Genomic DNA, 21,919 nt, shown 5'->3' with positions numbered 1-21,919 from the left:
AATTTCACGAAATCCGGGGCTGCTTTTCCCCGTGGTTTGCGCATTGTCACGGGAAAGGACCCGCGTTTTTTTCAGTCACATTTAAGGGCGCGCTTGACTCGTTTTCACATTCGCCAAAGCAGCGCTTAGAATGTTCAGACCTTACTTACTGCCGGACCTATCAAATGGACAACCCAGACGCAGTTCAATATGAACTACAAAGTATTAGCGATGAGCTAAAAGACTTAATAGAAATAGCCTCGGATTACGGCTTCAAAGCTACTTCAGAACACAAAGAAAGATTTCAAGCCTTGAAGGATCGCATCCGGGCAGGTGCTAATACTGGCAAACTAGCAGTGAATTCTGGGCCCATGACTGAAAGTGAGGAGCTGATTTATCAGCCCACCCTTCGTAACGCTGAGCGCTATTTCACGGTACGCAGCAACGCTTCAGCAGAGCGGTGGCTGGATGTACTTTTAGATGTTCAATGCAGTATCGATACATCGCTTACAGCCAACCAACCTGCCTTATAAACGGCTGTGATGAAGCAGATACTATTCAGCCATTAGCAACTTCGGAGATCATGCCGCGTCTTCGTAGAAGACGACTTTTCCATGCTGGATAATGTATTGCGGCATGAAGAAGCAGCGCTCTTTACAAGCTTCTAGCACCTCTTCAAGACTTGCCTGATCAAACCGCTCACCCAAAGCAAAAAACATGAAGTCGCTACTCGTTTCCTGAAATCCTAGAAGCACTTCATCTTCTGTTTCTATATCTCGTATGGGCCTTTGCTTTGGGTCATCCTCATCCGGCAAAGCCGCGTAGTGTTCGAATAAAGCCTCTGTACAGAAGCTTAGGGCCTGATCGCTTCTAACGAAGTCTCTGTCAGCTTCAACCTTCCAGCCTACTTTTACGTCGAATACTACTATGTAACCTTTATGGAAGGCTCTGTGTGAAAGCTTCCGAATTTCGATAATATTCATAGTTTGCATCCTGAAAATTTAAGCATTTTATCGCCTGAGATTTTCAGCTAGTCAAACCGATTATTCTTTTGTAATACCGTCCGCCAGTATATCTACTACCGCCGCTCTGTCGGCATTAACCCGACGGCGCAGCGATTCGTACTGAGCTATAAGCTCAAGTAGCCCCCTGTTGCTCTGTAGAATTTGCTTAGGCGCAGGCACTTCATTGGTGAGGTGCTCCGGAACGACCGGGCACTGATTCAGCGCTGGAAGTGGCTCCGGTCTGGAGCTGGCGCACCCAGTCAGCAATGCCAACAGGAACAAGGCTATCCATCCACGCGCGGGCTTCTGCATCGTTCTCTCCCAGTTGTTCCAACGCTGTACGGCTGGCGCTCATGTCTGCGGCGATCTCGCCCAACAGGCGGTCCCGCTCGGCCAGCGATCGGCTTAGGGTTTGGTTCTGCTGGCGCTGCTCGCGCTGACTCTCCACAAGGATGTCGGCGCGGCTGCGCTCATGCTCCTCCCGGGCCTCAGCTAATTGCAGTTCAGCGCCCAATCGCTGGGCGTACTGAAACTGAAACACCAGCAGCGCGATCAGCCCCGCCAGCAACCAGGTTGTAGCGCTACTCAGCCAGCGAGTAATCACTTGAGCCACCGTCCAATGATTTTCTCGTACAGCGCGTCCAGGCGTTCGCGCACCCACTCAACACCGAGAAAGGCGATCGCGGCACCAGCAGCAACAGCCATGTTCTGGGAGAAGCCGAAATACTCGATTAGCGGCATCAATGACAGCGTGAGAAAGCCGCACAGCACAGCTTCGAGAAAGCTCTTCATGGGTCGCCCTCCTGCGTGGATGGCGCGCACCAGGGCAATCAACATCGCCAGCCCGGCGGCGTATATCTGAGGCCAGACGCTCATGATGAAATCCATCAGCGCGTGCCAGTTGTTGGGGTCTTTGTTCGGCATCGCGTCCGGCTCGTCGGCTTTGTGCATGTGTGGCCACCTCGGCGGCCAGGAGAATGATTAAGCGGCGCGGCGCTTCAGCAGCGCCCGTTCGTACCAGGTCTGGTCCACGTCGCAGAGCTTGCCCTGGGCGCGCTTGAACTCGAGCAGCAAACGCTGGAGCGAGTGTTCATGCTGCCCGTAACCGGCGCCGGGAAGTGACGCCCAGATGTTCGAGCACCGCGCGATCGCGTCAGTGATACGCCCCGCCTGGATCAGCGGTAGCGCTCGCTGCTCGCGCAGTTGCTGGATCGCGTACCTGTCCTGGCTCAGCGGCCCGAAGTCGGGTAGACCCAGCGCCGGCTGGTAGTGATCCCAGAAGCGCGACAGGATTTGGTACCGCCCTGCCGCCGTACTGCTCAGCCCCTTACGAATGTTTATCAGCTGGCGCGGGTGATCGTCGTAGCTGGCCATCAGGTTCAACTTGCTGGGCAGCGAACCGACGATGACGCGGTACCCGTTGTCCGTACGCGGGTCTTTCAGCATGGGCGTATGCAGCTCGGCAAACGCGAGCATGTCGAGAAACGCGCACACGTTGACGCCACCGGCTTGAGCGGGAGTGATAACAGGCATAGGGGCAACCGAAGTGTAAAGGGCCCCAGCACCGGGGCAAACGCAGCCGCAAGGCCACGCAAAGGGAAATGGTAGCGGGCAGTGGAGTCGAACCACTTCTCTCCGGGTTATGAGCCCGGCGACTTACCGTCTTTCTCGCCCGCTAGAAACGCAAAAACCCCGCCGGGTAACCGGCAGGGCTTGGTAGTGTGTGGCGGCTAGCGTCATTTAGCGCCAGCCTAGAAGAATAGTAACCGTGTCGTGGGATTTGCACAACCTTTAAACACTAAGGCTCATGCGATTGAGGAGAAGTTATATCAAGACATCTTGCTTTATAGCTCGAAACGAGCTATATTAAAGACATCAAAGCGGCACACCGCCAGCTTTGTTCCTCCAAGGAGACGACCATGTCCAACGAAATGAATACTCTCAATGCCATTTTTGATCAGCGCGAAGCCGAAGGCAATGCCAAGCACTGGGCTGACTGCGAATGGCAAGGGCGCCAAGTAGTGGCAGAAGAACAAGCTATTGCCCTTGGCTATACAGATGCAGAAGCGCAAATGTTCGTTTACGGATTCCTGCGCTACTCCCCCAAAAGCGTCAACCCGCGTCAGTACGGCTTTGAAGAAGCCTTCCGCAAAGGTCGTACCATAGCCGTCACCCCTGAAATGAAGCGTGCCATGCGGGTGGCCGCCCTTGAAGCCAGCAAAGCGGCGCCCGCCGAAACTGCCGCGCCATTTAACCCGGGCTTTGGCCTAATCGCCAACGGGGAGATCTGATCATGTTAAAGCAAGATGTCACAGTCGGCCCCTTTACTATTATCCCGGGCGAAAGCCTGGGCCAAATTGGCCAACGCTTCGAAATCCGCTATAACGCAAAATATTCTTGCGAAATAGTCACACCTGCGAAAACCAAAACCGAGGTTATCGACGCGGCCGACGACGCGATCAGCGATCTTTACCGTGCGCTTAGAAACGATCACGAACGCCGCCACCAGATTTATCTGACCGATGGCCAAGGCGAAGTGATAAGCGGTTTTACCGCCGCCGGCATCCTGCCCGACATGACCCCGGGGCTGGTGGACGACCGCTTCGAGTACTGGCTAAAGGACGAAAGCGGCAAATACTCGCAGGTCGTTACCCTGGGCGAATTCGCCCGGCTGCGGGCCGAACATGAGCTGCCCAAATACGCATGGATCGCGAACCTACTGCCCCATGAAGTGCTGAACACTGACCCAGATGAATGGCGAGCCCCCACTGCCTGGGAGATCCGCCATATTGTCGGCTTCTATGCCACCATTGGTATCAGCGGCGCGGCCGCCGCCGAGTTGGTGGGCGTCACGCCTCCCAATTTCCGCAAGTACACTGCTCAGGAAAGCGCCAAGAATCGCCAGAGTATGAGCTTTGCAATGTGGCATTTGTTGCTTCACCGCCTAGGCGTACAAACGCTGGAAGCGGGAGTGGTATGAACGTCAACATAGCGGAGCTCGGCGACGCGCAACTGATCGACCTGATTCAAAAAGCCAGCGCCGAACTCGCCGAGCGTATGGCCACGCCTCACGTCGAGCGGGTATCAGCCCCGCGCGAAACCATCATCCTGCGCGAGCCACCTGCGGAAACGAAAGCGTTCTGCCTTCGCCTTAAAACCATGCTTGAACGGGGCCGGTATATCAGCGCCAGCGAACGCGCCCAAGTGGCTAAGCTGGCCGAGGAGTACGGCGAGTGGATAGCGCGGCAAGGGCTGCCTAAGGAAAAGGGAACAAAGGCGTGGCGCGAGGCGAAAGAGAACGCCACGATCTTCAAACCCGCTCGCGAGCAATAAAAAAGCCCCGCTTTTAGCGGGGCTTTTCTGCCTGCTCGGCAGCTAACACCTATATCGGTGCTGTAATTTTCTGAACTGCCTATTCGGCAGCAAACGTTCAGCATGTGGTGCTATTGCTAAGCTACTTGCTCAGTAGCCAGAATTTAATAGTGCCAAATCGATTATAGTGCGTCAATAAATAAGCCTACACCTGCGCCAGAAGTAAAAGCTCGACGCGTGCATAGCGATCCGCCTCTTTTATCGCCATTCCGTTTTTGAAAATCGCATGCGCACGCTTCTTGTTCGGCACCAGGTGCTTGACCCCGCTCTTATCGGTCTCCACCACCGTCGGCACTATATCCCCCATCACCGACAGCGACCCCATCTGCAACATGCGCGAGTAAATGGGCAGGTGCTTGGCGATGAAATCGTAGCCCTTCGCCCAGGGCGCGCCCTGCTGGGTCGGCATCGGGTGAAGCTTCGCCGCGCGAATCAACACCGCCAACCGCGCCCTGGGCTTCAACCGAGCGCCCGCCAGCCATTCCTTAGCGAAGGCATGCCCGGCACTCACCCGCTGCCCCCGCTCGTACGCGATCGCCAACGGCTCGGCGGCGGACGTACCGCCCCCCGGCTGCTGGCCCAACGTGGCCACGGGGCTGAACGGCTGGAACCCCTCGTTCTCATGCTCGAGCCACGTCAGGCGCTCGGCTTCCATGTCCAAGACGCGGTCGACAAACGCCCGGGCGGCCTCCGGGTCGTGGTCGGGGTGGGTGCCGCGCGCCAGCTCTTTTAACCGCTGGATGCCCATGTATCGATAATCGCGCATTGCGCCCCCTGTGTGTTGTAGTGCCATGCCCATTACGCGCTCCCCATTTCAGTCTCAAGCCCTTCAATCGCCCTGATCGCTACAACCGCTTGACCGCCCTTCCTGTACTCAGAAGAGCGGCGTATCGATATTTCATCGACCTGGCCATCATCAAGCCATACCCGGGCATACGTGAGCGCATCCAGCAACGACTTGAGCTTATTGTCTATATCGAAGCTGCGCGCATTGTCGGGGTGCAGGGTGACGTCGACCGCTACGCGAGCCGCTATCTTTTTATGTGCCGCGCCCTGGGCCAGCAACTCACCCAAGGCGCGATTCCGATATAAACGGGCCTCCTTGCTCAGCACGGTGTTTTTGCCCACGTTGCGCCAGATGCGGTTCGTGCTGGGCGGCCATGGCATGTTCACTTCGATCAAAGTGCACCTCCTGCATTCCGCTGGCGCTGCCCGCGCTCCCAGTTGCTGTAGTCCGCCGTGATCTTATCGAGCATCGCCCGCGCGTCGGCGTTGTGGTCGATCTCGGCGCGGCTCTCGACGCCACACGCCTGGCGTACCCAGTCCGCGCAGTCTTCGGGCGTGTGGGTGCCGTCCGGCAGGTGCTCTTCATTGAGATTACCGACACGCCGGCGGCGCTGGTCAAGGTAAAGACCGAACCGAGCGTTTTGGCACAGCATGGCGGCGCGCTTGGCGTACGGGCCGCCTTTCGGTTTATCGGTCATAGCAAAGGCTCCCCGGTGTATTCGCTCCAAGCGTTGTTGGCTCTGGCCCATGCGCCGATAAAACATTTTGCGCTGACGGTTTGCTCTTCTGCGTAGAATCCTGATGCCGCGCTTTCGAACTCGTCGGCTCTGTTCCGTAACGCGTGATCGCCTCCCAAGCCATCGGCATCAGCCCGGGCGGCCATCTTCGCACCGAGACTGGTTTGATAGTTCATGCCCGAGCCCTCCCGCGCTGTGATTTACGCAAACACGATTTACACGCCGGCAGCGCCTGCCCGGTACCCGGCTCGCGAAACTCGGTCGCGGCCTTGCGGTACTGGCACGACGGGCATTTTGCGGGCAGGTGCGCTTGATGCTTCATGCGGCACCCCCGGTCGCCCGATCGAGCTTCGCGCGACCTTCTTCCGTCAGACTCAGCATTTGCCGGGCCGGGCTATCCGCGCTCATGCCCGCCACGTCGATGTAGCCCAGGTCGAGCAGCTCACGGCAACGGCCGCACACGCTCGCCAACGGCAAGCCGGTATCATTGGCCAGCTGGTTGCGGGTCTTTGCGCCAGCGGCCAGCGCGTTGACGACACGACGGCGCGAGAAACTCAGCTGCCCGCTACGGCGGTGCTCGCTGAACGCGGCCTGTTTGACCTCATTGCCGGTCGGTTGGAATGCGGTGTTCATGATTTACGTCCTCCCAGGGCGGCACGCAACGCACGCCGCCCCTGTTCTGAATTCATCCGGTCCGGCATGCCCGCGGCGTGTGCCTGCTGCTGGGCGGCTTCCCGGCTGGCGCGCTCGGCGCGTTCGCCCCGACTTAACTGGCTGTCGTGGCCGATCAGGTGGCGCGGTTGTAGTTGCTCGCCCCCCATCACCCGGTTGACCAGCGCGGCGTATTCTTTCCGGAAACGGCTTTCCAGACGGCTGGCGCGGGTATCGCCCCCGCCGTGGGTCAGATCCCACCAGCCCACGGCGGCGCCGGCCATGCGCACCGCTTCATGGCTCCAGCGGTGCTGGCCGGGCTGGTGGGCGTTACCGGTGACCTCTCGCCACGCTTCGGCTTCGGTCGGTAGGCCCATATCCTCGGGCTTGGGCTGGCAAAGGGCGGCGAACTCAGCGGGCATCGGCGGCCAGGCGGTGTCGTTTTGGCGGGCGGCGTCCTGGACGCGTTGGCGCACCCGGCGCAGGCCGATGGCCAGTTGTGCGGGCGCCAGCGGTTTCAGCTCGGCCCACCACGCGCCGGTCTCGTCATAGCTGCCCCAGTCACTGGTGAACCGGTTGCCGAACAGCTCGCCCATCACGTTGAACAGCTCGTCCACGTCAGCGGACGTAACCGCCGGTGCGAAATTCGCCTTCGATCGTTTGGCCGTGGCTGGGCTCGGGTGCTCGCCCTTCGGCGGCTGCCCGGGCTTCCTGAGCTGTGAGACGGCGTTTGGGAGTACGGTCGCGGCGGTTTGCATGGGCGGTGCCTCCGGTGGCGTTGCGTTGGGCATGTTGGGTTTGCTGGCGCTGAGCGTTCTCGGCGACCCAGCGCGCAAAGCGGCGGGTCCAGTCTGCGGGGGTGTTCGTACGGTTTGGCTGGGCGGCGAAGTGCTCGCGAAAATCGACCAGGGCGTCGTACACGTTGGCATCGGCGGCGAGGCCGCGCTGGAAGCACGCCAGCTGGTAGGTCTCGGGCTCGGGTTCCCAGTCGAGGGTCATCGCGGCTTTGCGAGGTTCGCCCTGGGGGGCGGCGGCGGGCTCGCCGTCGTCGGCTTGGCCGGCGGCACGTTCGAACACGTTAGGCTCGGATTCGCTCGCGCCAGAATGAGAGGGGTTTAGGGTTAGAGTCCTATTGGTAGAGTCAAGGGGTGACACGGGTGTCACCCTCCCCCTGACACCGGTGTCACCCTCCCCTGTCAATTTGTCACCCTCGTAGGGTGTCAGGTTGTCACCCTCCCCGGATTGGCCGCATATAGTGGGGGTGTCAGATTGACACCCTACGAATGAGCCTTCGACGGCCAGAAAATAGAGGTTGCTCATCTGGCGACCGTTCCTGGCCTGGCGCTTTTCGACACGCACCAAGCCATGGCTCTCGAGCAGGTCGATAGCACGCTGAACGCTGCGCTGGGAGCACCCCATCTCGAGCGACATGGTGTTGATCGACGGCCAACTGGCGTGTTGCTCATCGGCGTAATCGGCCAACAGCATCAGCGCCAGCCGCGCCGGGGCTTTGACAGTATCGGGTACGGTCTTGAGGGACTGGCGGGCCCAGTGCATTGCGTGAAGGCTCATGCGGCACCCCCCAGCATATCCAGTAGACGCTCCCGTTCGACGACGCGCGGCGACAGCCACAGGCACTCGGTACGCGTCACACTGCCAAAGCGAGAAGATCCAGACGTAGCGAGGCTCACGCGGCGCCAGCCATTTAGGCGGTTGTTGTATAGCGAGGACTCATAACCGCTGATAATCACGTAGCCCTGGAGCGTTTTAGCGAACGCCAACAGCGCCTCGTGTTCTTCCACGGTCATTTCGTGGCGGTAATAGCCCGTGCTACCAGCGCTGCGCGTTTCAGGTAGATACGGCGGATCGATGTAGTGCAGGGTGTCCGCCGTATCGTGCTGGGCCATAACATCCATAGCTGGGCGGTTCTCAACGACTACGTTACGAAAACGCTCTACAAAGTGTGGGATAGCGTCAGGAACTCGTGCCCAGCACTTGGCCACGTCTGAATGGCGACCATCGGGGCGCGTATACGTACGCATGCCGGTACGTCCACGTGTAGCGCCAGCACTGCCAAAGCTCGCCCAGGCGCGGAACATCGTCCGGCGGGCCTGTTCGATGGGGTCGTCACTCGGCACCTGCGAAAGGTTGAACTCTTCCCGAGCATAAGGCGTGAAGCTACACGCGTGGGCCAGCCGCTTGGCGCTTTCCGGGTCACGCAGCACGCGGAACACGTTGACGATCTCGCCATCCATGTCGTTGTACACCTCAGCGGCGGCCGGCTCTTTCTGGAGCAGGACGCCGGCGGCGCCGCCGAACGGCTCGACGTACACACGGTGCTCGGGGAAATGCGCCAGCACCCAATCAGCGATGCGGTACTTACCGCCGTGGTAGCGCAGGACGGGGGGGAGTTTGCTCATACCCACACCTCACAAATACCTGTATACCCGCACACCCCCTGCGTGGGCGATGTTGTTAGCGGGCGAATTGCATAGACTGGAATCATTGAGAGACCGCCTCATCAACCGGCGGCTCATTGAATACGGAGGGGCAAAGCTGAACGGCTGTGAACTTACCTTCCGTCAGTTTTTCGGCACGCAATGCGACAGCAGGAGACATACCGTGCTTGCTATTGACCCAATTGGAAACGGCGCCCTGGTTGACCCGGAGAGCCTTAGCAGTGGATTGCTGGCCGCCGAAATGGTCGACAAGTTCAGAAAAGATAGTGTTCATGGCCCGGCCTCTTATGCGAATACGCATAGAGTAGTATATGCGCAATCTCATTTGCAAGCGTATGAGCCCGCGCATAATAATCAGAGCATGGAACTCAAAGACCGAATCAAACTCGCCCGCAAGCATGCACGCCTCAGCCAAAAGCAAGCGGCAGAAGCTGCAAAGATCGATCAGGCAACGATCTCCAACTTGGAAACGGGTAAGCACCATAGCTCAACGCATCTGCTCAAAATTGCAGACGCTTTGGGCGTGAACTATCGGTGGCTGTCTGCTGGAGCTGGCGACATGCTGCCAGGTGTTGAAGAAGATACGGCGTTGTATGAATCAAATATCGCCCCTACAGCACAGCCCATACGCTATTACCGCTACCCGGTCATATCTGAGGTGCAAGCAGGCTGGTTCGCTGAGTGTGTTGTCCCTTACCCGCCAGGGCTTGAGGAGCGGCACGAAACGACTGATTACCAAGCAAAAGGCCAAGCGTTTTGGCTGGAAGTAACCGGCGACTCTATGACAGCGCCAGCCGGCGTTAGGCCTACCATACCCGAGGGTACACTGGTATTAGTGGATACCGGCATAGAGCCAACGCCCGGCAAACTGGTAGTTGCCCAGATAGATGACAGCAATGAAGCGACATTCAAAAAACTGGTTGTCGATGGTGGTCAAAAGTATCTAAAGGCGCTTAACCCTGCTTACCCCATCATACATTGCAATGGCAATTGCCGGATTATAGGTGTGGCTGTTAAAGCCCAAATGAACCTTTAAGTCCCTCATGTTAATTTTTACTACCTAAAAGTAGGCCGCCGTATGGCGGTTTTTTTGTGCCCTCATAAAAAATATGAGTATTCGCATTGACAGATAATATGAGCTTTCGCATACTTTGCTCATATTTAACGCAATGCAAGGGCACTCACCATGCACATCACACAAGGTAACTGGCAAGCAAGCGTAAACACCGAGCGCGGTAGCTTGGGTTTCACCCGTACCGAAGCCATCGACATGATGCTTCTTGCCGCTGGGCAAACGTATAAAGAAATCGCTCGAGCCACGGGGCGCTCCCCCGAAAGCGTCAAGAGCTGTTTGGCGCGCGCCTATCACAAGCTCCACGCCTACCGCGCCACCGCAGCCGTCGCTGAGGCCATGCGCCGTGGCTGGATCGCCCCGCTTCTGCTGGCGCTCATTGTCAGCAGCATCAGCCCGGACGCCCCTGCCCTTCGTCAGCGCCAGCCCATGCGCACCCGCTCGCCGTATAGCGCCAGCCGCCTGATCTCGTCCAGCCGCGGGGGTGCCAGCGCATGAGCCTCTCCCACCCCAAAACCATCACCGAAGTATTCGCCGCGCACAACGTGCCCTCCGGCCGCGTGTGCCTGTTGCTCGAATGCCAAGAGCTGGCGCTGGCCGTCACCCTGCTGGGCAAGTACCGCGTTTGCCTCGAGACCACCGCCCCCTTCATCAGCTTGAACTCCTGGCTGTCGGGCGAGACGCCGAAGCATGAAAGCTTCAAGTACACCATGTGCCCCATCGACTTGGCCGAGATCCACCTGGTCCGCGAGCACCTGAACGAGCTACTGGTCGACAGCGCTACCAACGGAGACAGCACCCCATGAGCACTCAACGCACGAACACCCGTTGGGCGCTCGCCCTGGGCGCGATCATTACCGGCCTGGCCGTGCTGGGCCACGGCGCCCCCGGCGAAGCCGACGAGCCCCGGCGCCAGCTTCTCGTCTATTGCGAAGGCGTGGCGGTATTCGAGGCCGAAAAAGCCCGCGGCGTACCGCTGGAGAACCGCGTGGGGCATTACGACTGGGATGACCGCATTGACGTGGCGGAACAGTGCCCGGGTATGCGCCCTGCCCGGCCAGCACTGCCTGCTGGCGCTTATCAACTGGTTCAGTTTTGAGGGGATGACGATGACCGTACAACAGAAAACACCGCTAGAGCGCTTTCAAGACACGATTGGCGAGCACCAACTGACGGTGATCCACGACGACGGCCTACACCGGCATTTGAAGTGCTCGAAGCCGGGCTCCTCCGATCGCTACTTCAATATCACCACCTGGCCGGGATTCCTCTGCATCAGCGGTGACATGGGCTGCTACGTCTTCCAGCGCATCGAGGACATGTTCGAGTTTTTCCGGAATGACGAGCTCGGCATCAACCCCGGCTACTGGGCCGAAAAGTTGCAGGCGGGGCCAAGTTCGGCGCCAGACTACATTACTCGAGAGTGGGTGCCCTCAAAGTTCGAAGCGAAAATCCAAGAGTGGTTCGAGCAAGCCACCCAGGAATGGACGGATAGCAAAAAGGAAGAAGCCTGGGAGGACGTGGAAAGCGAAGTATTGAGCGAAAGCGAGCACGAATTCTCGGCTTTTAGAAGTGCGATGGACTTCGAGTTCGACGGCGAGCTCCTGTTTAACGATTTCTTCGAAGTCGACTGCAAGCAGTGGAAAGGCCACTACCTCTGGTGCTGCTACGCCATCGTTTGGGCTATCCAGCAGTACGACGCGCAGAAGGTGGCCGCATGATCGACCAAGCTGCCTTCGACCGCATTTTTAAGCAGCCCGCGCCAGCGAAGCCCGACCAGAATAAACAGGGAGACCAATAAAATGAGTATCAATGATCAATTCAACGAACTAGCCCAGCCTGCTGAAGAAGCTCGCGGCGGCGAAGATATGTACCGCTTGGTGCTGCGTGCTCAAGAGCACCATCAAGCTGTGCGGGATCAGATGGAAGGCATCATCGCCATGAAGGACAAAGGCATCAAGATTGGCGATGCCGTCCAGTTTGAAGCGGGTACCGATCTTCATAAGGGTTTCTTAACTGGCCTACAAATCGCGCTCCACTTGGTGGGCGAATTCCCGCTCAAGGTTGAGGAAGCCACCGACGAAGATGAGGATGCCTGATATGTGGTTCAAAAGCCTACACCTCTACCGCCTGCACGATGTACGCGTACTGTCATCCACTGACCTCCAAGCCAGTCTGGTGCCGTGCATCACTCGCCCCCTGGGAAGCGCCGACGGCCGCCGCTTGGGCTGGACGGCCCCCTCCGGCCGTTTGGGCAGTGGCCAGCTACTCCACACCGTGGACAACGGCGGACACCTCCTGTTTAGCGCCCTGCGCCAGGAGCGCCTCCTGCCCTCGTCCGTCATCGCCGAAGAAGTCGCCGAGCGCGTCGCCGACATCGAGGCGCGCGAAGCCCGCAAGGTGACCCGCAAGGAGAAAACCGCGCTCAAGGAACAGGTGACCGAAGAGTTCATGCCCCGGGCGTTCGTGCGCAGTACCAAAATAGATCTGTGGTGGGACACCCAGCGCCAGCTGATCGGCGTCAACACCGGCAGCCGTGCCCGTGCCGAGGAAGTGCTCGACCTGTTACGCGAAACCCTGGGCACGCTGAAAGTTACCCCGCTGACCACGCAAACACTGCCCGTACGCGCCATGACCAACTGGCTGGGCGATGCCGCCGCCCGCCCCGCCGACATGCAAATGGGCGACCAGTTCGAGCTCAAGGCCAAGGGCGATGACGGCGTCATCCGCGGGCGCCAGCTCGACCTCGACAGCGACGAGATCCAGCAGCACCTCGAAAGCGGGCGGCAGGCGACGCAGCTCGCGCTGGGCATCGAGGGTGAGCTCTCGTTCGTACTCCACGACGATCTGACCCTGAAGTCGCTGCGCTTCGGTGACCGGCTAATCGAAGAAGCCGACATGACCGACGACGGCGACGACGCCCTGGCCCGCTTCGAGACCGACTTCGCATTGATGACACGCAACCTGCGCGACAGCGTTGCGCGCATTGTGGAATGGATGGGTGGGGAAGCCCAGCGCGGGCAAGCGGTGGCCAGCACGAAGGGGGATTCATGAAGCGCATCTACCTCAGCGGGCCCATGTCGGGCCTGCCCGGGCTGAACTTCGGCACTTTCAATTTCCTGGCCTTGAAGCTGCGCAACCTGGGCTTCGAAGTCGTGAACCCGGCCGAAAAGCAAAGCGAGCTCGGCGAGCTCACCTGGGAAGAGTATTTGCGCGAAGACCTGCGCGACATGCTGACGTGCGACACCATCGCCCTGCTGCCCGGCTGGGAGAGCTCCAAAGGCGCCCAGCTCGAACTGCATGTCGCGCACCGGGTCGGGCTTACCGTGACCCTGGTGGGCCAGCTGATTGATGAACACGAAAAACAGGAGGTCGACCATGCCCAAACGCTATAACAGCACGCCCCGGCGCTGGTCGCCCGAGGATACCGCCGCGCTCGCGCTCGTATATCCGGATACCGATAACGCAACCTTGGCGGCGCGCTTCAACCGTAGTGTGAGCAGTATCAAAAACCAGGCAGTCATTCACGGCTGGTACAAGACCGAAGCCTACATGGAGCGCAACCAGCCGGGGTGCTTCAAAAAGGGTCACGCCACCTGGAATAAAGGCAAGCCGTTCAGTCCACCAGGTAGTGAAAAGGGCCGCTTTAAGAAGGGCAACAGGCCACACACTTGGCAGCCGATTGGGACTGAACGCGTGACGAAAGACGGCTATCTGCAGCGGAAGATGACCGACACAGGGTATGCGCCGGCGGACTGGGTGCCCGTCAGTCACATCGAATGGGAAAGGCACAACGGCCAGCCGGTCCCCAAGGGTCACGCTGTCGTGTTTCGTGACGCCAACACGCGCAACTTTGCAAAGGACAACCTGGAGCTGATCACCCGCGCCGAGCTGATGCGCCGCAACAGCTATCTGAACCTGCCTGCGCCCCTTCCCCACTTGGTGCAGTTGCGTGGAGCGCTCAACCGCAAAATTAATCGCCGGAGCAAACAGCTATGAAAAACAAGATCGACGACCTACGGAACCACCTGTTTGCCCAGCTTGAGCGCCTGGGTGACGAGAGCCTCAAAGGCGATGCCCTGAAAGAAGAGCTACAGCGCGCCAAAGCTGTTGGCGAGATCTCCGGGCAGGTGATTGATACCGCCCGCGCTGAAAACGAGCGCCTGAAAATCCTTAAGCGTGCACCTGGCACCGACTTTTTGCCAGCGGGCGATCAACTGGACGAGGACGGATTTCCGCGGATTGGGGGTGGCAAGTGACCCGCTACGCCGAAAATACAAGCGTCTCGAGCGAACGTAGCCGCGCCGAGATCGAGCAGACCGTCTCGCGCTACGGCGCCAGCGGCTTCATGTACGGCTGGGACGGCGCCACCGCGGTGATGGCGTTCCAAATGAACGGCCGCCGCGTGCGCTTTAACCTCGATATGCCCGACCGCAACAGCACCGCCTTCACCCAGACCGACACCGGCCGCGACCGCGCACCGGCGCAAGCCGCCAAGGCGTGGGAGCAAGCGTGTCGCCAGCGTTGGCGCGCCCTCGCCCTGGTCATCAAGGCCAAGCTGGAGGCGGTCGAGTCTGGCATTACAGAGTTCGAGGAAGAGTTCCTCGCCCACATCGTGCTACCCAACGGCGGCACCGTCGGCGGCTGGATGCTGCCGCAAGTTCAAACCGCTTACGACACCGGCACCATGCCGCCGCTACTGCCTGCCCCGGGGGATGAATCATGACTGACAACACCCATGCCGCCATGTGCGTCTACTGTGGCGAAGCTGTCATCTATGACACGCGTGAAGTTACCGACATGGCTGCAGCCCACTACCAGATAATGGATCACGACCAGCAGTGCCCTAGAAACCCTTTGGTGGCACGCATCGCGTTCCTTAACCAACAAAATACTGTACAGCAAGAGCAAAACGACGCGTTGTCGGCCGACCGCGCCGAGCTGATCAAAGAGCTCATCGCGTGCCAAAACATGCTACACGGCTTAGCGCGCTCGGGCGGTTGCTCACCGGATTATCCAAATGATGCCAAAGCAGTATTGGAGCGGGCCACGGGCGGGCACGCTCCATTCTTCGAAGATAACGGACCTACTGGCAAGACACTCGAACGCCGCGACGCGCTAAATCAGTCGGAAGGGATGAGAAAAGCCGCGCGGATCATAGAGCATAAAGCTAATGCTTACGACGAAGAGTACGGCTCAACAGACCCCTCAACTGGAACGCGTGAATACCCAGGCAATGGCGATGAGTACTACAACGAGCTGATGGAATTAGCAGATGATCTTCGCCAACAAGCCGAGGGCCACCAATGACCCAGCCCACCCACACCCACCGCGCCCAAGGCGGCGGATACAAAGAGATCCAACAGTACCAAGGCACAGGCCCGCTGGCCGGCCAATGGCTGGTCGCCTACTCGGACCTGATAAAGGGGGTCGATAGCGTCACGACCCAAACGGATTGGACAACCCACTGGCGCGAACTACGCCCCGACGACTGCTCCGTGTGCTACGGCACCGGGCGCGATCACATCAAAGGCAATCCTGATAAGCCGTGCGGGGGCTGCTACGGGCTGGGCCGGGTTTGCAACGACGGCCAGCCCCCAGCGGATATGTGGGCGCTCTCCGACATCGCCTGGGACATGATCATGCAGCTGCAAAACGAGGTCGAGAATCTGCGCGTGATCGCCGAGTGCCCCGGCGTGCTCGAGCTGGTCGAGCGTGAGCGCCAGCAGCGCCTCAACGACAGCATCGCTCAAAAAGAGCAGGAATGGGCGCAGGGTCAGGGTTTTGGCCCCGGCGGCCAGCGATATACGGGAGACTGATATGGGTAACGCACAGAAAATCGATCAATGGCTGGACCCAGAGTTCATACAGGTAACACGGCAGGAAGCGGCGCGCATTCTGGGGCGCAGCCCGAAAGAGTTCGACCGCCTGCGCAAAGACGACGCGGAGTGCCCGAAGGGCTTCAAGCAGGGAGAAGCGCGTAGCGCGCATGTGCTGTTCCGGCTTGCAGATATTTATCGGTACAGCCAGACTTTGATGGAACGGCACACGCGGGAAGAAGAAAGCGGATAACAGCAGGTGCTTTCTTGTATGCCTGTGTGTATGCCGGTACTGTTTTTGGGGTGCATGATGCTGATTTTATTAGCCACTTCGATGCGCCCCATCCGCACCAATTGCTTTTCAAGTCTCTTCTGTTTTCTCTCTTTTTCCTGCCAGTAATTCCCTTCTACGTGCAAGAGCTTCTTTCTACTTGCCAGTAGCGTTTCGCCAGTGTCTTTTAAACGTGTGATACTTGCGAGCGAAATAACATATGTCCCGAACTTGATGCTGCCAATCTTATCCCTCTCCCAAAGACGGATACGCCTGGCACGCTTGCTATTTAGCTTACATAAGTTAGCGACAAAAAGAAGCTGCAGGGATAGATTATATTCCTGTTAACGACTTGATCCGGTTTTAACACTTGTTCTAACCCCTGCTTTTATCCCCTTTAATATTGAAAGGTATCCGCCATGGAGTGGCTCAACGAGAACTCACAGCTCATATCTGCGTTCGCCAACATCTGTACGCTTTTCGTCTGGGTCTTCTATGCCCAATTGCTTTACTACAACTTCTCGCGCCAGCGGCGGCCCCGCATCATTATCAACCGGGGCAAGGGCATCGGCACCGGTGCACTATGCCTGATCAGCAACATGAGTAACGAGTCGATTTATGTTCAGCACGTGGTCGCGGTTCTGCATACCCGCGAACAAACGTATCAGCTGGACGTGGTGGAGTATCAGCAAAACAGCGATGACGATAGCGAAGATGACTTTCGCACCCACCAGGGCCCATTGGCATCGGGTGACTATATTCATATTCAGACGTTTGGCTCGATTGTCAGCGAACTCCAAAAATACTGGGAAATAAGCGATCAAACGCTTGACCAGCAAGAGCTGCAAATCGAGATCCGCGTGATCGCGATCTACGGCCCCGAAGACATGCCGATCGGCGCCACGCGTCACTTCAAGCTGGCCCCCAACGCCAAGCCCAATGAACAACTGGTGCCAGTCAATATTGATACGCAGCGAATGTCGAAACGACGTGAGCGAAAGCAGGTGATAAAATGGGCGGAGGATATTGAAACGCATAAAGCGCACTAGCATTTCAATCAATAAAAAGCTCTTCGTTCGGGAACGTTAAATGAAACACTTCATCGCCTTATGCTGCGCTGGCTCGTTGCTGGCGTTTTCTCTGCATGGCGCCGCGCAACAGTTCGAGGATAAGGATAGCGATCTGCCCGACTGGGCTGAAGAACGCGTTGAACCTTTCCGCGCCCGAGTAGGCAACTGGGTCGATAACACCTCGCGTAATGTCGATGCCTTCTTTGGCGGCGACTATTACAGCGCCTCCTCCGCTAACGACTCCTACCTGCGCTTGGGCCAGGAGATCGACTGGATGGAGGGCGACGGCGTGGGTGGCGATACCAGCATTCGCTACCGTATCGATCTACCCACCACTGAAGAGCGGCTGCGCCTGGTCATCGAAAGCGACCCGGATGAGACCCAGGGAACACTCGCCGAGGAGGGTTCCGGGCGGCTTTATAACGACCAGCGCGACCGAAGCAGCTCCATCCTGGGCCTTGACTGGCTGGAAAGCCGCGACAAACGCGAGAACTGGAGCAACCGCTTTGGCGCCGGGGTGCGGCTTCGCCTGCCCATCGACCCGTACGTTCGCTTTACCAGCGAGCGCTTGTGGGATATCGGCGATGGCCCCTGGCAACTGGAATCCTTCAATCGACTTTCCTGGTTCAACAACGCAGGCTACTCGGCGCGCACCCGCTGGGATATCGGCCGACCGCTCAGCGAACGGCGCCACCTGCGCTTCATCAGTACCGTTCAGTGGCGTGAAGAGGAAGACACGCTCGAATACAGCGAAGTCGCCGAGCTCAACCACCGTCTGAACAAGCGAAGCGCACTGCGCTACTCCGCCATCGCCATTGGCGAGAGTGTCTCGAACCCGCGCATGACCAACTACTACCTGCAAACCCGTTACCGCAGGGACCTGCACAAGGGCATTCTCTTTGGCGATGTGATTCCTGAGCTTCATTTCCAGCGCGATACCAGTTACGACCCTCGCTGGGCGATGACGCTGCGCGCCGAGATGTACTTTCAGCGGGCCATCAGTCGCGACTATTTTTAACGGCGACTCTTGCCAGCGACGGCCCGGAGTCAAAGACGAAGGCCGCCGTCGCACTCGATGATCCGCGCAGTAAAGTAGTCATTTTCGAACACGAAAGCGATGCTCTGGGCGATATGCGAGGGCTCGCCCAGCGTTTTCAGCGGCACGCTCTGAGTGATTCGCTCGAGCATGTCCGGGCGCATGGCCGCGGTCATGTCGGTCGAGACAAACCCGGGTGCCACGGTAGCGGTACGAATATTGTGTCGGGCAAGCTCCTTGCCCCAGGTAACGGTGAGAGCATGAATGCCCGCCTTGGCCGCAGCGTAATTGCTCTGGCCCATATTGCCGGCCCTGGAAACACTCGAGATATTGACGATAACCCCGCCAGTGCCCGCCTCGATCATCTGAGTAGCCGCTTCACGACCGCATAGAAATGTACCGGTCAGATTCACATCCAGCACGCGCTGCCAGGAGGCCAGCGACATACGCCTGTCCACCGTCCCTTCTTTGGCTTTCACCAAAAGCGCATCGTCGGTAATACCGGCGTTGTTGATGCAACCATCCACCGGCCCCAGCTCGCGCTTGATGGCGTCAAAGCCCTCCTCGACGGAACGCTCCTGGGTAACGTCTACCTTGAAGCCTCTGGCCTGAATACCGCGTTTCGCCAAGCGCATCACGGCGTCATCGAGCGCCTCGATTCGGGTATCCAGCAAGGCAAGTCTGGCGCCCTGTGCGCCCAGATGTTCGGCCATGGCAAAGCCCAGACCACGGGCACCACCGGTAATGGCGATGACTTTATTATCCATTTGCATTGCACGCTCCCCTCATTAAATTTTCTGACTTGAAGTGGCTACATTGTCCCGCCAGTTGACTTCATGGCTGCTTGTAATTGTTATTTCTGACACCATAGAGAGTACTAACGTTAGTGCTGGAGGCGGTCATGCCCATATTACTGTTCATATCGGTTTTTACCTTAATCGATTTTATCGTGCTTTTCTCGGTGGGCAGCCACGTGGGCCTTTTGACCACGCTGGCCCTGGTGCTTCTTACCGGGTTCGTAGGCTTGCACCTCATTCGCCGGGAGGGGGTGTCTACGCTTGCCAGGGCGCGGGCGCGCATGCAGGCAGGTGAGATCCCCTCTTCCGAGCTGTTCACGGGTGCGGCGCTGATTTTTGGTGGCGCTCTTTTGGTGGCTCCGGGCTTTCTCTCTGATGCCCTCGGTCTTGCCTGCCTGATACCCAATGCGCGCCGGCTGATGGCGCGCGGGCTCACCTGGTTCGGGCTCAAGGCAACGGCGTATCAACAAGGGTCACGCCAGAGCCAGCAGTCGCGCCCTCATTCCGACACTACCTTCCAGGATGAGCGTGAGCCCACCACCATCGAGGGCGAGTTCATCAGCCGCGATGACGAAGCGCGCAGACGGTAGCTATTACGACTTAAGTAGAGACTTCTAGGGTAATTTTTTTAAACTCAGCCCCTTGAAAGGTAGCGGCCAGCCCCCATTCTTGGAGTCAGCACAGCTTCGGCATTGGCAGACGCTTTTGCCATTGACATGAAGGCGGCATGCCTTCACTTCTCGAGGCAAGACCACGAGAATTCATCTAAAACGGCCCATTGGGCTTTGACGAACCTCAGGAGAACGAGAGCATGAATATCCGTCCCTTGCACGATCGCGTCGTAATTCGTCGCGTGGAAGAAGAACAGAAAACCGCTGGCGGCATCGTGCTACCGGGCAACGCCCAGGAAAAACCTACCCGTGGTGAAGTGCTGGCCGTGGGTAACGGTCGCATTCTCGACAACGGTGAAGTGCGCGCCCTGGACGTCAAGGTAGGCGATAACGTGATTTTCAAGGATGGCTTCGGCGTCGAGAAGCAGAAAATCGACGGTGAAGAAGTTCTTATCATGAGCGAAGCCGATATTCTGGCGGTCGTCGAAGGCTAATCGATTGTCTCGATTATTTACTTTCACGTTTTCCATTTCAATTTAGGAAATAACGAACATGGCAGCTAAGCAAGTCAAGTTTTCAGATGATGCCCGTAAACGTATGGCGCGCGGCGTCGACGTTCTTGCCAACGCGGTAAAAGTCACGCTGGGCCCTAAAGGCCGCAACGTGGTACTCGACAAGTCCTTCGGTGCACCGACTGTCACCAAGGACGGCGTATCGGTTGCCAAGGAAATCGAACTGAAAGACAAGTTCGAAAACATGGGCGCCCAGATGGTCAAGGAAGTCGCTTCCAAGACCTCTGACGCGGCTGGTGACGGCACCACCACAGCCACCGTTCTGGCCCAGGCCATTGTGGCTGAAGGCCTGAAAGGCGTGACCGCCGGCATGAACCCGATGGATCTCAAGCGCGGTATCGACCAGGCGGTCAACGCTGCGGTCAAGGAGATCCAGGCAATGTCCGTTCCCTGCACCGACACCAAGTCCATCGCCCAGGTAGGCACCATTTCTGCCAACGGTGACAAGCGCATCGGCGAAATCATCGCTGAAGCAATGGAAAAAGTCGGCAAGGAAGGCGTCATCACTGTCGATGAAGGCCGTGGCTTTGAAGACGAGCTGGAAGTGGTCGAAGGTATGCAGTTCGATCGCGGCTACCTCTCGCCCTACTTCGTGACCAACCAGGACACCATGGCGGTCGAGCTCGAAGACCCCTACATCCTGCTGGTCGACAAGAAGGTTTCCAACATCCGCGAACTGTTGCCGGTTCTGGAAGCCGTTGCCAAGCAAGGCAAGCCGCTGGCCATCATCGCAGAAGATATCGAAGGCGAAGCGCTGGCGACCCTCGTGGTCAACAACATGCGCGGTATCGTGAAAGTGGCCGCTGCCAAGGCGCCGGGCTTTGGCGATCGTCGCAAGTCCATGCTGCAGGACATCGCGATTCTGACCAACGGCACCGTGATCTCTGAAGAAGTGGGTCTCACGCTCGAGCAGGCGAACCTGGATCACCTGGGTACTGCCAAGCGCATGACCATGTCCAAAGAGAACACCACCATCATCGATGGTGCCGGTCAGGAAAACGACATCGAAGCCCGCGTCAACCAGATCCGCGCGCAGATCGAGGAAACTTCTTCCGATTACGACAAGGAGAAGCTTCAGGAGCGTGTCGCGAAGCTTGCTGGTGGCGTTGCGGTCATCCGCGTCGGTGCAGCTACCGAAGTCGAGATGAAAGAGAAGAAAGCTCGCGTGGAAGACGCGCTGCACTCTACTCGCGCAGCGGTAGAAGAAGGCGTTGTTCCTGGCGGCGGTACTGCGCTGGTTCGCGTCATGGCCAAGGTACAAGGTCTGACCGGCGACAACGAAGATCAGAACCACGGTATCAACATGGCGCTGCGTGCCATGCAGTCTCCGCTTCGCCAGATCGTGACCAATGCCGGTGAAGAGCCCGCCGTGGTGATCAACCGCGTCAAGGATGGCGAAGGCAACTTCGGCTACAACGCGCAAACCGGCGAGTACGGCGATCTGTTCGAAATGGGCGTACTGGACCCGGCCAAGGTTACCCGTACCGCGCTGCAGTCCGCCGGTTCCGTTGCAGGCCTCATGATCACTACCGAGTGCATGATCGCCGAGGACCCGGAAGAGAAAGATGCCGCGCCGGATATGGGTGGCATGGGCGGAATGGGTGGCATGGGCGGCATGATGTAAGCCCAGCCCCACCGTCTTGACGTCAAGCGTCTCAGAAACCCCGCCTTGTGCGGGGTTTC

37 protein-coding genes and 1 tRNA gene are annotated in these 21,919 nt (G+C 58.5%); 23 read left to right on the top strand and 15 right to left on the bottom strand.

Annotated features, from left to right (window positions below):
* The first annotated feature begins 164 nt into the window (after window positions 1-164).
* Entirely contained in the window at window positions 165-512 is a 348-nt protein-coding gene (locus ACWF8S_RS08425; RefSeq protein ID WP_447556416.1) for a hypothetical protein, read from the top strand.
* Between the two features lie 48 nt (window positions 513-560).
* Here ACWF8S_RS08425 and ACWF8S_RS08420 read toward each other — a convergent pair whose 3' ends face one another.
* The 5 genes from ACWF8S_RS08420 to ACWF8S_RS08400 form a co-directional block, all read right to left on the bottom strand.
* Complete coding sequence (locus tag ACWF8S_RS08420; RefSeq protein ID WP_447556415.1) at window positions 561-962, bottom strand: hypothetical protein; 402 nt, start codon at window positions 960-962, stop codon at window positions 561-563.
* 202 nt (window positions 963-1,164) lie between these two features.
* Window positions 1,165-1,587 (bottom strand): hypothetical protein, encoded by a 423-nt coding sequence (locus ACWF8S_RS08415; protein WP_447556414.1) that lies wholly within the window; start codon window positions 1,585-1,587, stop codon window positions 1,165-1,167.
* Window positions 1,584-1,934 carry a phage holin, lambda family gene (locus tag ACWF8S_RS08410; protein ID WP_447556413.1) on the bottom strand — a complete coding sequence of 117 codons (351 nt, stop codon included), beginning with the start codon at window positions 1,932-1,934 and terminating at the stop codon, window positions 1,584-1,586. The genes ACWF8S_RS08415 and ACWF8S_RS08410 overlap by 4 nt, the downstream gene beginning before the upstream one ends.
* A gap of 30 nt (window positions 1,935-1,964) precedes the next feature.
* Window positions 1,965-2,516, bottom strand: a complete 552-nt coding sequence (locus ACWF8S_RS08405; protein ID WP_447556412.1) for a glycoside hydrolase family 24 protein — start codon at window positions 2,514-2,516, stop codon at window positions 1,965-1,967.
* A gap of 69 nt (window positions 2,517-2,585) precedes the next feature.
* Window positions 2,586-2,660 (bottom strand) — tRNA-Met (locus ACWF8S_RS08400).
* 242 nt (window positions 2,661-2,902) lie between these two features.
* On the opposite strand from ACWF8S_RS08400, the gene ACWF8S_RS08395 reads away from it, so the two are divergent.
* From ACWF8S_RS08395 to ACWF8S_RS08385, 3 genes are read left to right on the top strand one after another with little or no spacing between them, the layout of a single operon-like run.
* On the top strand, window positions 2,903-3,274 hold the full coding sequence (locus ACWF8S_RS08395; protein ID WP_447556410.1) for a hypothetical protein: 372 nt from the start codon (window positions 2,903-2,905) through the stop codon (window positions 3,272-3,274).
* Window positions 3,275-3,276: 2 nt separating this feature from the next.
* Window positions 3,277-3,963: a hypothetical protein gene (locus tag ACWF8S_RS08390; protein WP_447556409.1), complete on the top strand. Its 687-nt coding sequence runs from the start codon at window positions 3,277-3,279 to the stop codon at window positions 3,961-3,963.
* Complete coding sequence (locus ACWF8S_RS08385) at window positions 3,960-4,316, top strand: hypothetical protein (protein ID WP_447556408.1); 357 nt, start codon at window positions 3,960-3,962, stop codon at window positions 4,314-4,316. The genes ACWF8S_RS08390 and ACWF8S_RS08385 overlap by 4 nt, the downstream gene beginning before the upstream one ends.
* Before the next feature lie 184 nt (window positions 4,317-4,500).
* Here the strand turns inward: ACWF8S_RS08385 and ACWF8S_RS08380 are convergent, their stop codons facing one another.
* The 9 genes from ACWF8S_RS08380 to ACWF8S_RS08340 all read right to left on the bottom strand — a co-directional run bounded on the left by ACWF8S_RS08380 (window position 4,501) and on the right by ACWF8S_RS08340 (window position 9,262).
* Entirely contained in the window at window positions 4,501-5,121 is a 621-nt protein-coding gene (locus tag ACWF8S_RS08380; RefSeq protein WP_447556407.1) for a hypothetical protein, read from the bottom strand.
* A gap of 32 nt (window positions 5,122-5,153) precedes the next feature.
* On the bottom strand, window positions 5,154-5,528 hold the full coding sequence (locus ACWF8S_RS08375; protein ID WP_447556570.1) for a RusA family crossover junction endodeoxyribonuclease: 375 nt from the start codon (window positions 5,526-5,528) through the stop codon (window positions 5,154-5,156).
* Between the two features lie 5 nt (window positions 5,529-5,533).
* Complete coding sequence (locus ACWF8S_RS08370; protein WP_447556406.1) at window positions 5,534-5,839, bottom strand: hypothetical protein; 306 nt, start codon at window positions 5,837-5,839, stop codon at window positions 5,534-5,536.
* A complete protein-coding gene (locus tag ACWF8S_RS08365; protein WP_447556405.1) occupies window positions 5,836-6,054 on the bottom strand; it encodes a hypothetical protein in 219 nt (72 codons plus the stop codon). The genes ACWF8S_RS08370 and ACWF8S_RS08365 overlap by 4 nt, the downstream gene beginning before the upstream one ends.
* A gap of 142 nt (window positions 6,055-6,196) precedes the next feature.
* Window positions 6,197-6,511 (bottom strand): hypothetical protein, encoded by a 315-nt coding sequence (locus ACWF8S_RS08360; protein ID WP_447556404.1) that lies wholly within the window; start codon window positions 6,509-6,511, stop codon window positions 6,197-6,199.
* Window positions 6,508-7,146, bottom strand: coding sequence for a replication protein P (locus tag ACWF8S_RS08355; protein ID WP_447556403.1), 639 nt, complete (start codon window positions 7,144-7,146; stop codon window positions 6,508-6,510). The genes ACWF8S_RS08360 and ACWF8S_RS08355 overlap by 4 nt, the downstream gene beginning before the upstream one ends.
* A 1-nt stretch (window position 7,147) precedes the next feature.
* Window positions 7,148-8,101, bottom strand: a complete 954-nt coding sequence (locus ACWF8S_RS08350) for a helix-turn-helix domain-containing protein (protein WP_447556402.1) — start codon at window positions 8,099-8,101, stop codon at window positions 7,148-7,150.
* Window positions 8,098-8,949, bottom strand: a complete 852-nt coding sequence (locus ACWF8S_RS08345; protein WP_447556401.1) for a DNA adenine methylase — start codon at window positions 8,947-8,949, stop codon at window positions 8,098-8,100. Before ACWF8S_RS08345 ends, ACWF8S_RS08350 begins: the two co-directional genes overlap by 4 nt.
* An 82-nt stretch (window positions 8,950-9,031) precedes the next feature.
* Window positions 9,032-9,262, bottom strand: a complete 231-nt coding sequence (locus ACWF8S_RS08340; RefSeq protein ID WP_447556400.1) for a Cro/CI family transcriptional regulator — start codon at window positions 9,260-9,262, stop codon at window positions 9,032-9,034.
* On the opposite strand from ACWF8S_RS08340, the gene ACWF8S_RS08335 reads away from it, so the two are divergent.
* From ACWF8S_RS08335 to ACWF8S_RS08260, 16 genes are all read left to right on the top strand, one after another.
* A complete protein-coding gene (locus tag ACWF8S_RS08335) occupies window positions 9,152-10,024 on the top strand; it encodes a LexA family protein (RefSeq protein ID WP_447556398.1) in 873 nt (290 codons plus the stop codon). The two genes, ACWF8S_RS08340 and ACWF8S_RS08335, sit on opposite strands and share 111 nt — an antisense overlap.
* Before the next feature lie 150 nt (window positions 10,025-10,174).
* Window positions 10,175-10,558 carry a response regulator transcription factor gene (locus ACWF8S_RS08330; RefSeq protein ID WP_447556397.1) on the top strand — a complete coding sequence of 128 codons (384 nt, stop codon included), beginning with the start codon at window positions 10,175-10,177 and terminating at the stop codon, window positions 10,556-10,558.
* Window positions 10,555-10,866, top strand: coding sequence for a hypothetical protein (locus tag ACWF8S_RS08325; protein ID WP_447556396.1), 312 nt, complete (start codon window positions 10,555-10,557; stop codon window positions 10,864-10,866). Before ACWF8S_RS08330 ends, ACWF8S_RS08325 begins: the two co-directional genes overlap by 4 nt.
* On the top strand, window positions 10,863-11,159 hold the full coding sequence (locus tag ACWF8S_RS08320; RefSeq protein ID WP_447556395.1) for a hypothetical protein: 297 nt from the start codon (window positions 10,863-10,865) through the stop codon (window positions 11,157-11,159). The genes ACWF8S_RS08325 and ACWF8S_RS08320 overlap by 4 nt, the downstream gene beginning before the upstream one ends.
* A gap of 10 nt (window positions 11,160-11,169) precedes the next feature.
* Window positions 11,170-11,781, top strand: coding sequence for a hypothetical protein (locus ACWF8S_RS08315; RefSeq protein WP_447556394.1), 612 nt, complete (start codon window positions 11,170-11,172; stop codon window positions 11,779-11,781).
* A gap of 81 nt (window positions 11,782-11,862) precedes the next feature.
* Complete coding sequence (locus tag ACWF8S_RS08310) at window positions 11,863-12,159, top strand: hypothetical protein (RefSeq protein WP_447556393.1); 297 nt, start codon at window positions 11,863-11,865, stop codon at window positions 12,157-12,159.
* A gap of 1 nt (window position 12,160) precedes the next feature.
* Entirely contained in the window at window positions 12,161-13,114 is a 954-nt protein-coding gene (locus ACWF8S_RS08305) for a recombination-associated protein RdgC (RefSeq protein WP_447556392.1), read from the top strand.
* Window positions 13,111-13,455: a DUF4406 domain-containing protein gene (locus tag ACWF8S_RS08300; RefSeq protein ID WP_447556391.1), complete on the top strand. Its 345-nt coding sequence runs from the start codon at window positions 13,111-13,113 to the stop codon at window positions 13,453-13,455. Before ACWF8S_RS08305 ends, ACWF8S_RS08300 begins: the two co-directional genes overlap by 4 nt.
* On the top strand, window positions 13,439-14,059 hold the full coding sequence (locus ACWF8S_RS08295; protein WP_447556390.1) for an HNH endonuclease signature motif containing protein: 621 nt from the start codon (window positions 13,439-13,441) through the stop codon (window positions 14,057-14,059). Before ACWF8S_RS08300 ends, ACWF8S_RS08295 begins: the two co-directional genes overlap by 17 nt.
* On the top strand, window positions 14,056-14,319 hold the full coding sequence (locus ACWF8S_RS08290) for a hypothetical protein (protein ID WP_447556389.1): 264 nt from the start codon (window positions 14,056-14,058) through the stop codon (window positions 14,317-14,319). Before ACWF8S_RS08295 ends, ACWF8S_RS08290 begins: the two co-directional genes overlap by 4 nt.
* Entirely contained in the window at window positions 14,316-14,786 is a 471-nt protein-coding gene (locus ACWF8S_RS08285) for a hypothetical protein (protein ID WP_447556388.1), read from the top strand. Before ACWF8S_RS08290 ends, ACWF8S_RS08285 begins: the two co-directional genes overlap by 4 nt.
* Window positions 14,783-15,370 (top strand): hypothetical protein, encoded by a 588-nt coding sequence (locus tag ACWF8S_RS08280; protein ID WP_447556387.1) that lies wholly within the window; start codon window positions 14,783-14,785, stop codon window positions 15,368-15,370. The genes ACWF8S_RS08285 and ACWF8S_RS08280 overlap by 4 nt, the downstream gene beginning before the upstream one ends.
* Entirely contained in the window at window positions 15,367-15,879 is a 513-nt protein-coding gene (locus ACWF8S_RS08275; RefSeq protein WP_447556386.1) for a hypothetical protein, read from the top strand. The genes ACWF8S_RS08280 and ACWF8S_RS08275 overlap by 4 nt, the downstream gene beginning before the upstream one ends.
* Window position 15,880: 1 nt before the next feature.
* Complete coding sequence (locus tag ACWF8S_RS08270) at window positions 15,881-16,132, top strand: hypothetical protein (protein ID WP_447556385.1); 252 nt, start codon at window positions 15,881-15,883, stop codon at window positions 16,130-16,132.
* A gap of 437 nt (window positions 16,133-16,569) precedes the next feature.
* Complete coding sequence (locus ACWF8S_RS08265) at window positions 16,570-17,199, top strand: hypothetical protein (RefSeq protein ID WP_447556384.1); 630 nt, start codon at window positions 16,570-16,572, stop codon at window positions 17,197-17,199.
* A gap of 40 nt (window positions 17,200-17,239) precedes the next feature.
* On the top strand, window positions 17,240-18,238 hold the full coding sequence (locus ACWF8S_RS08260; protein ID WP_447556383.1) for a hypothetical protein: 999 nt from the start codon (window positions 17,240-17,242) through the stop codon (window positions 18,236-18,238).
* A gap of 29 nt (window positions 18,239-18,267) precedes the next feature.
* Here the strand turns inward: ACWF8S_RS08260 and ACWF8S_RS08255 are convergent, their stop codons facing one another.
* Window positions 18,268-19,029 carry an SDR family oxidoreductase gene (locus ACWF8S_RS08255; RefSeq protein WP_447556382.1) on the bottom strand — a complete coding sequence of 254 codons (762 nt, stop codon included), beginning with the start codon at window positions 19,027-19,029 and terminating at the stop codon, window positions 18,268-18,270.
* A 128-nt stretch (window positions 19,030-19,157) separates the two neighbouring features.
* Between ACWF8S_RS08255 and ACWF8S_RS08250 the strand changes: the two genes are divergently transcribed.
* The 3 genes from ACWF8S_RS08250 to groL all read left to right on the top strand — a co-directional run bounded on the left by ACWF8S_RS08250 (window position 19,158) and on the right by groL (window position 21,860).
* Entirely contained in the window at window positions 19,158-19,643 is a 486-nt protein-coding gene (locus ACWF8S_RS08250; protein WP_447556381.1) for an FxsA family protein, read from the top strand.
* 221 nt (window positions 19,644-19,864) lie between these two features.
* A complete protein-coding gene (locus tag ACWF8S_RS08245; protein ID WP_447556380.1) occupies window positions 19,865-20,158 on the top strand; it encodes a co-chaperone GroES in 294 nt (97 codons plus the stop codon).
* 58 nt (window positions 20,159-20,216) lie between these two features.
* Window positions 20,217-21,860 carry a chaperonin GroEL gene (groL, locus tag ACWF8S_RS08240; RefSeq protein WP_447556379.1) on the top strand — a complete coding sequence of 548 codons (1,644 nt, stop codon included), beginning with the start codon at window positions 20,217-20,219 and terminating at the stop codon, window positions 21,858-21,860.
* Window positions 21,861-21,919 lie beyond the last annotated feature (59 nt).

The sequence above is a fragment of the Vreelandella xerophytica genome, from assembly GCF_968048975.1.
Note: the sequence above shows the minus strand (reverse complement) of the source record. Positions and strands in the feature narration are given on the sequence as shown.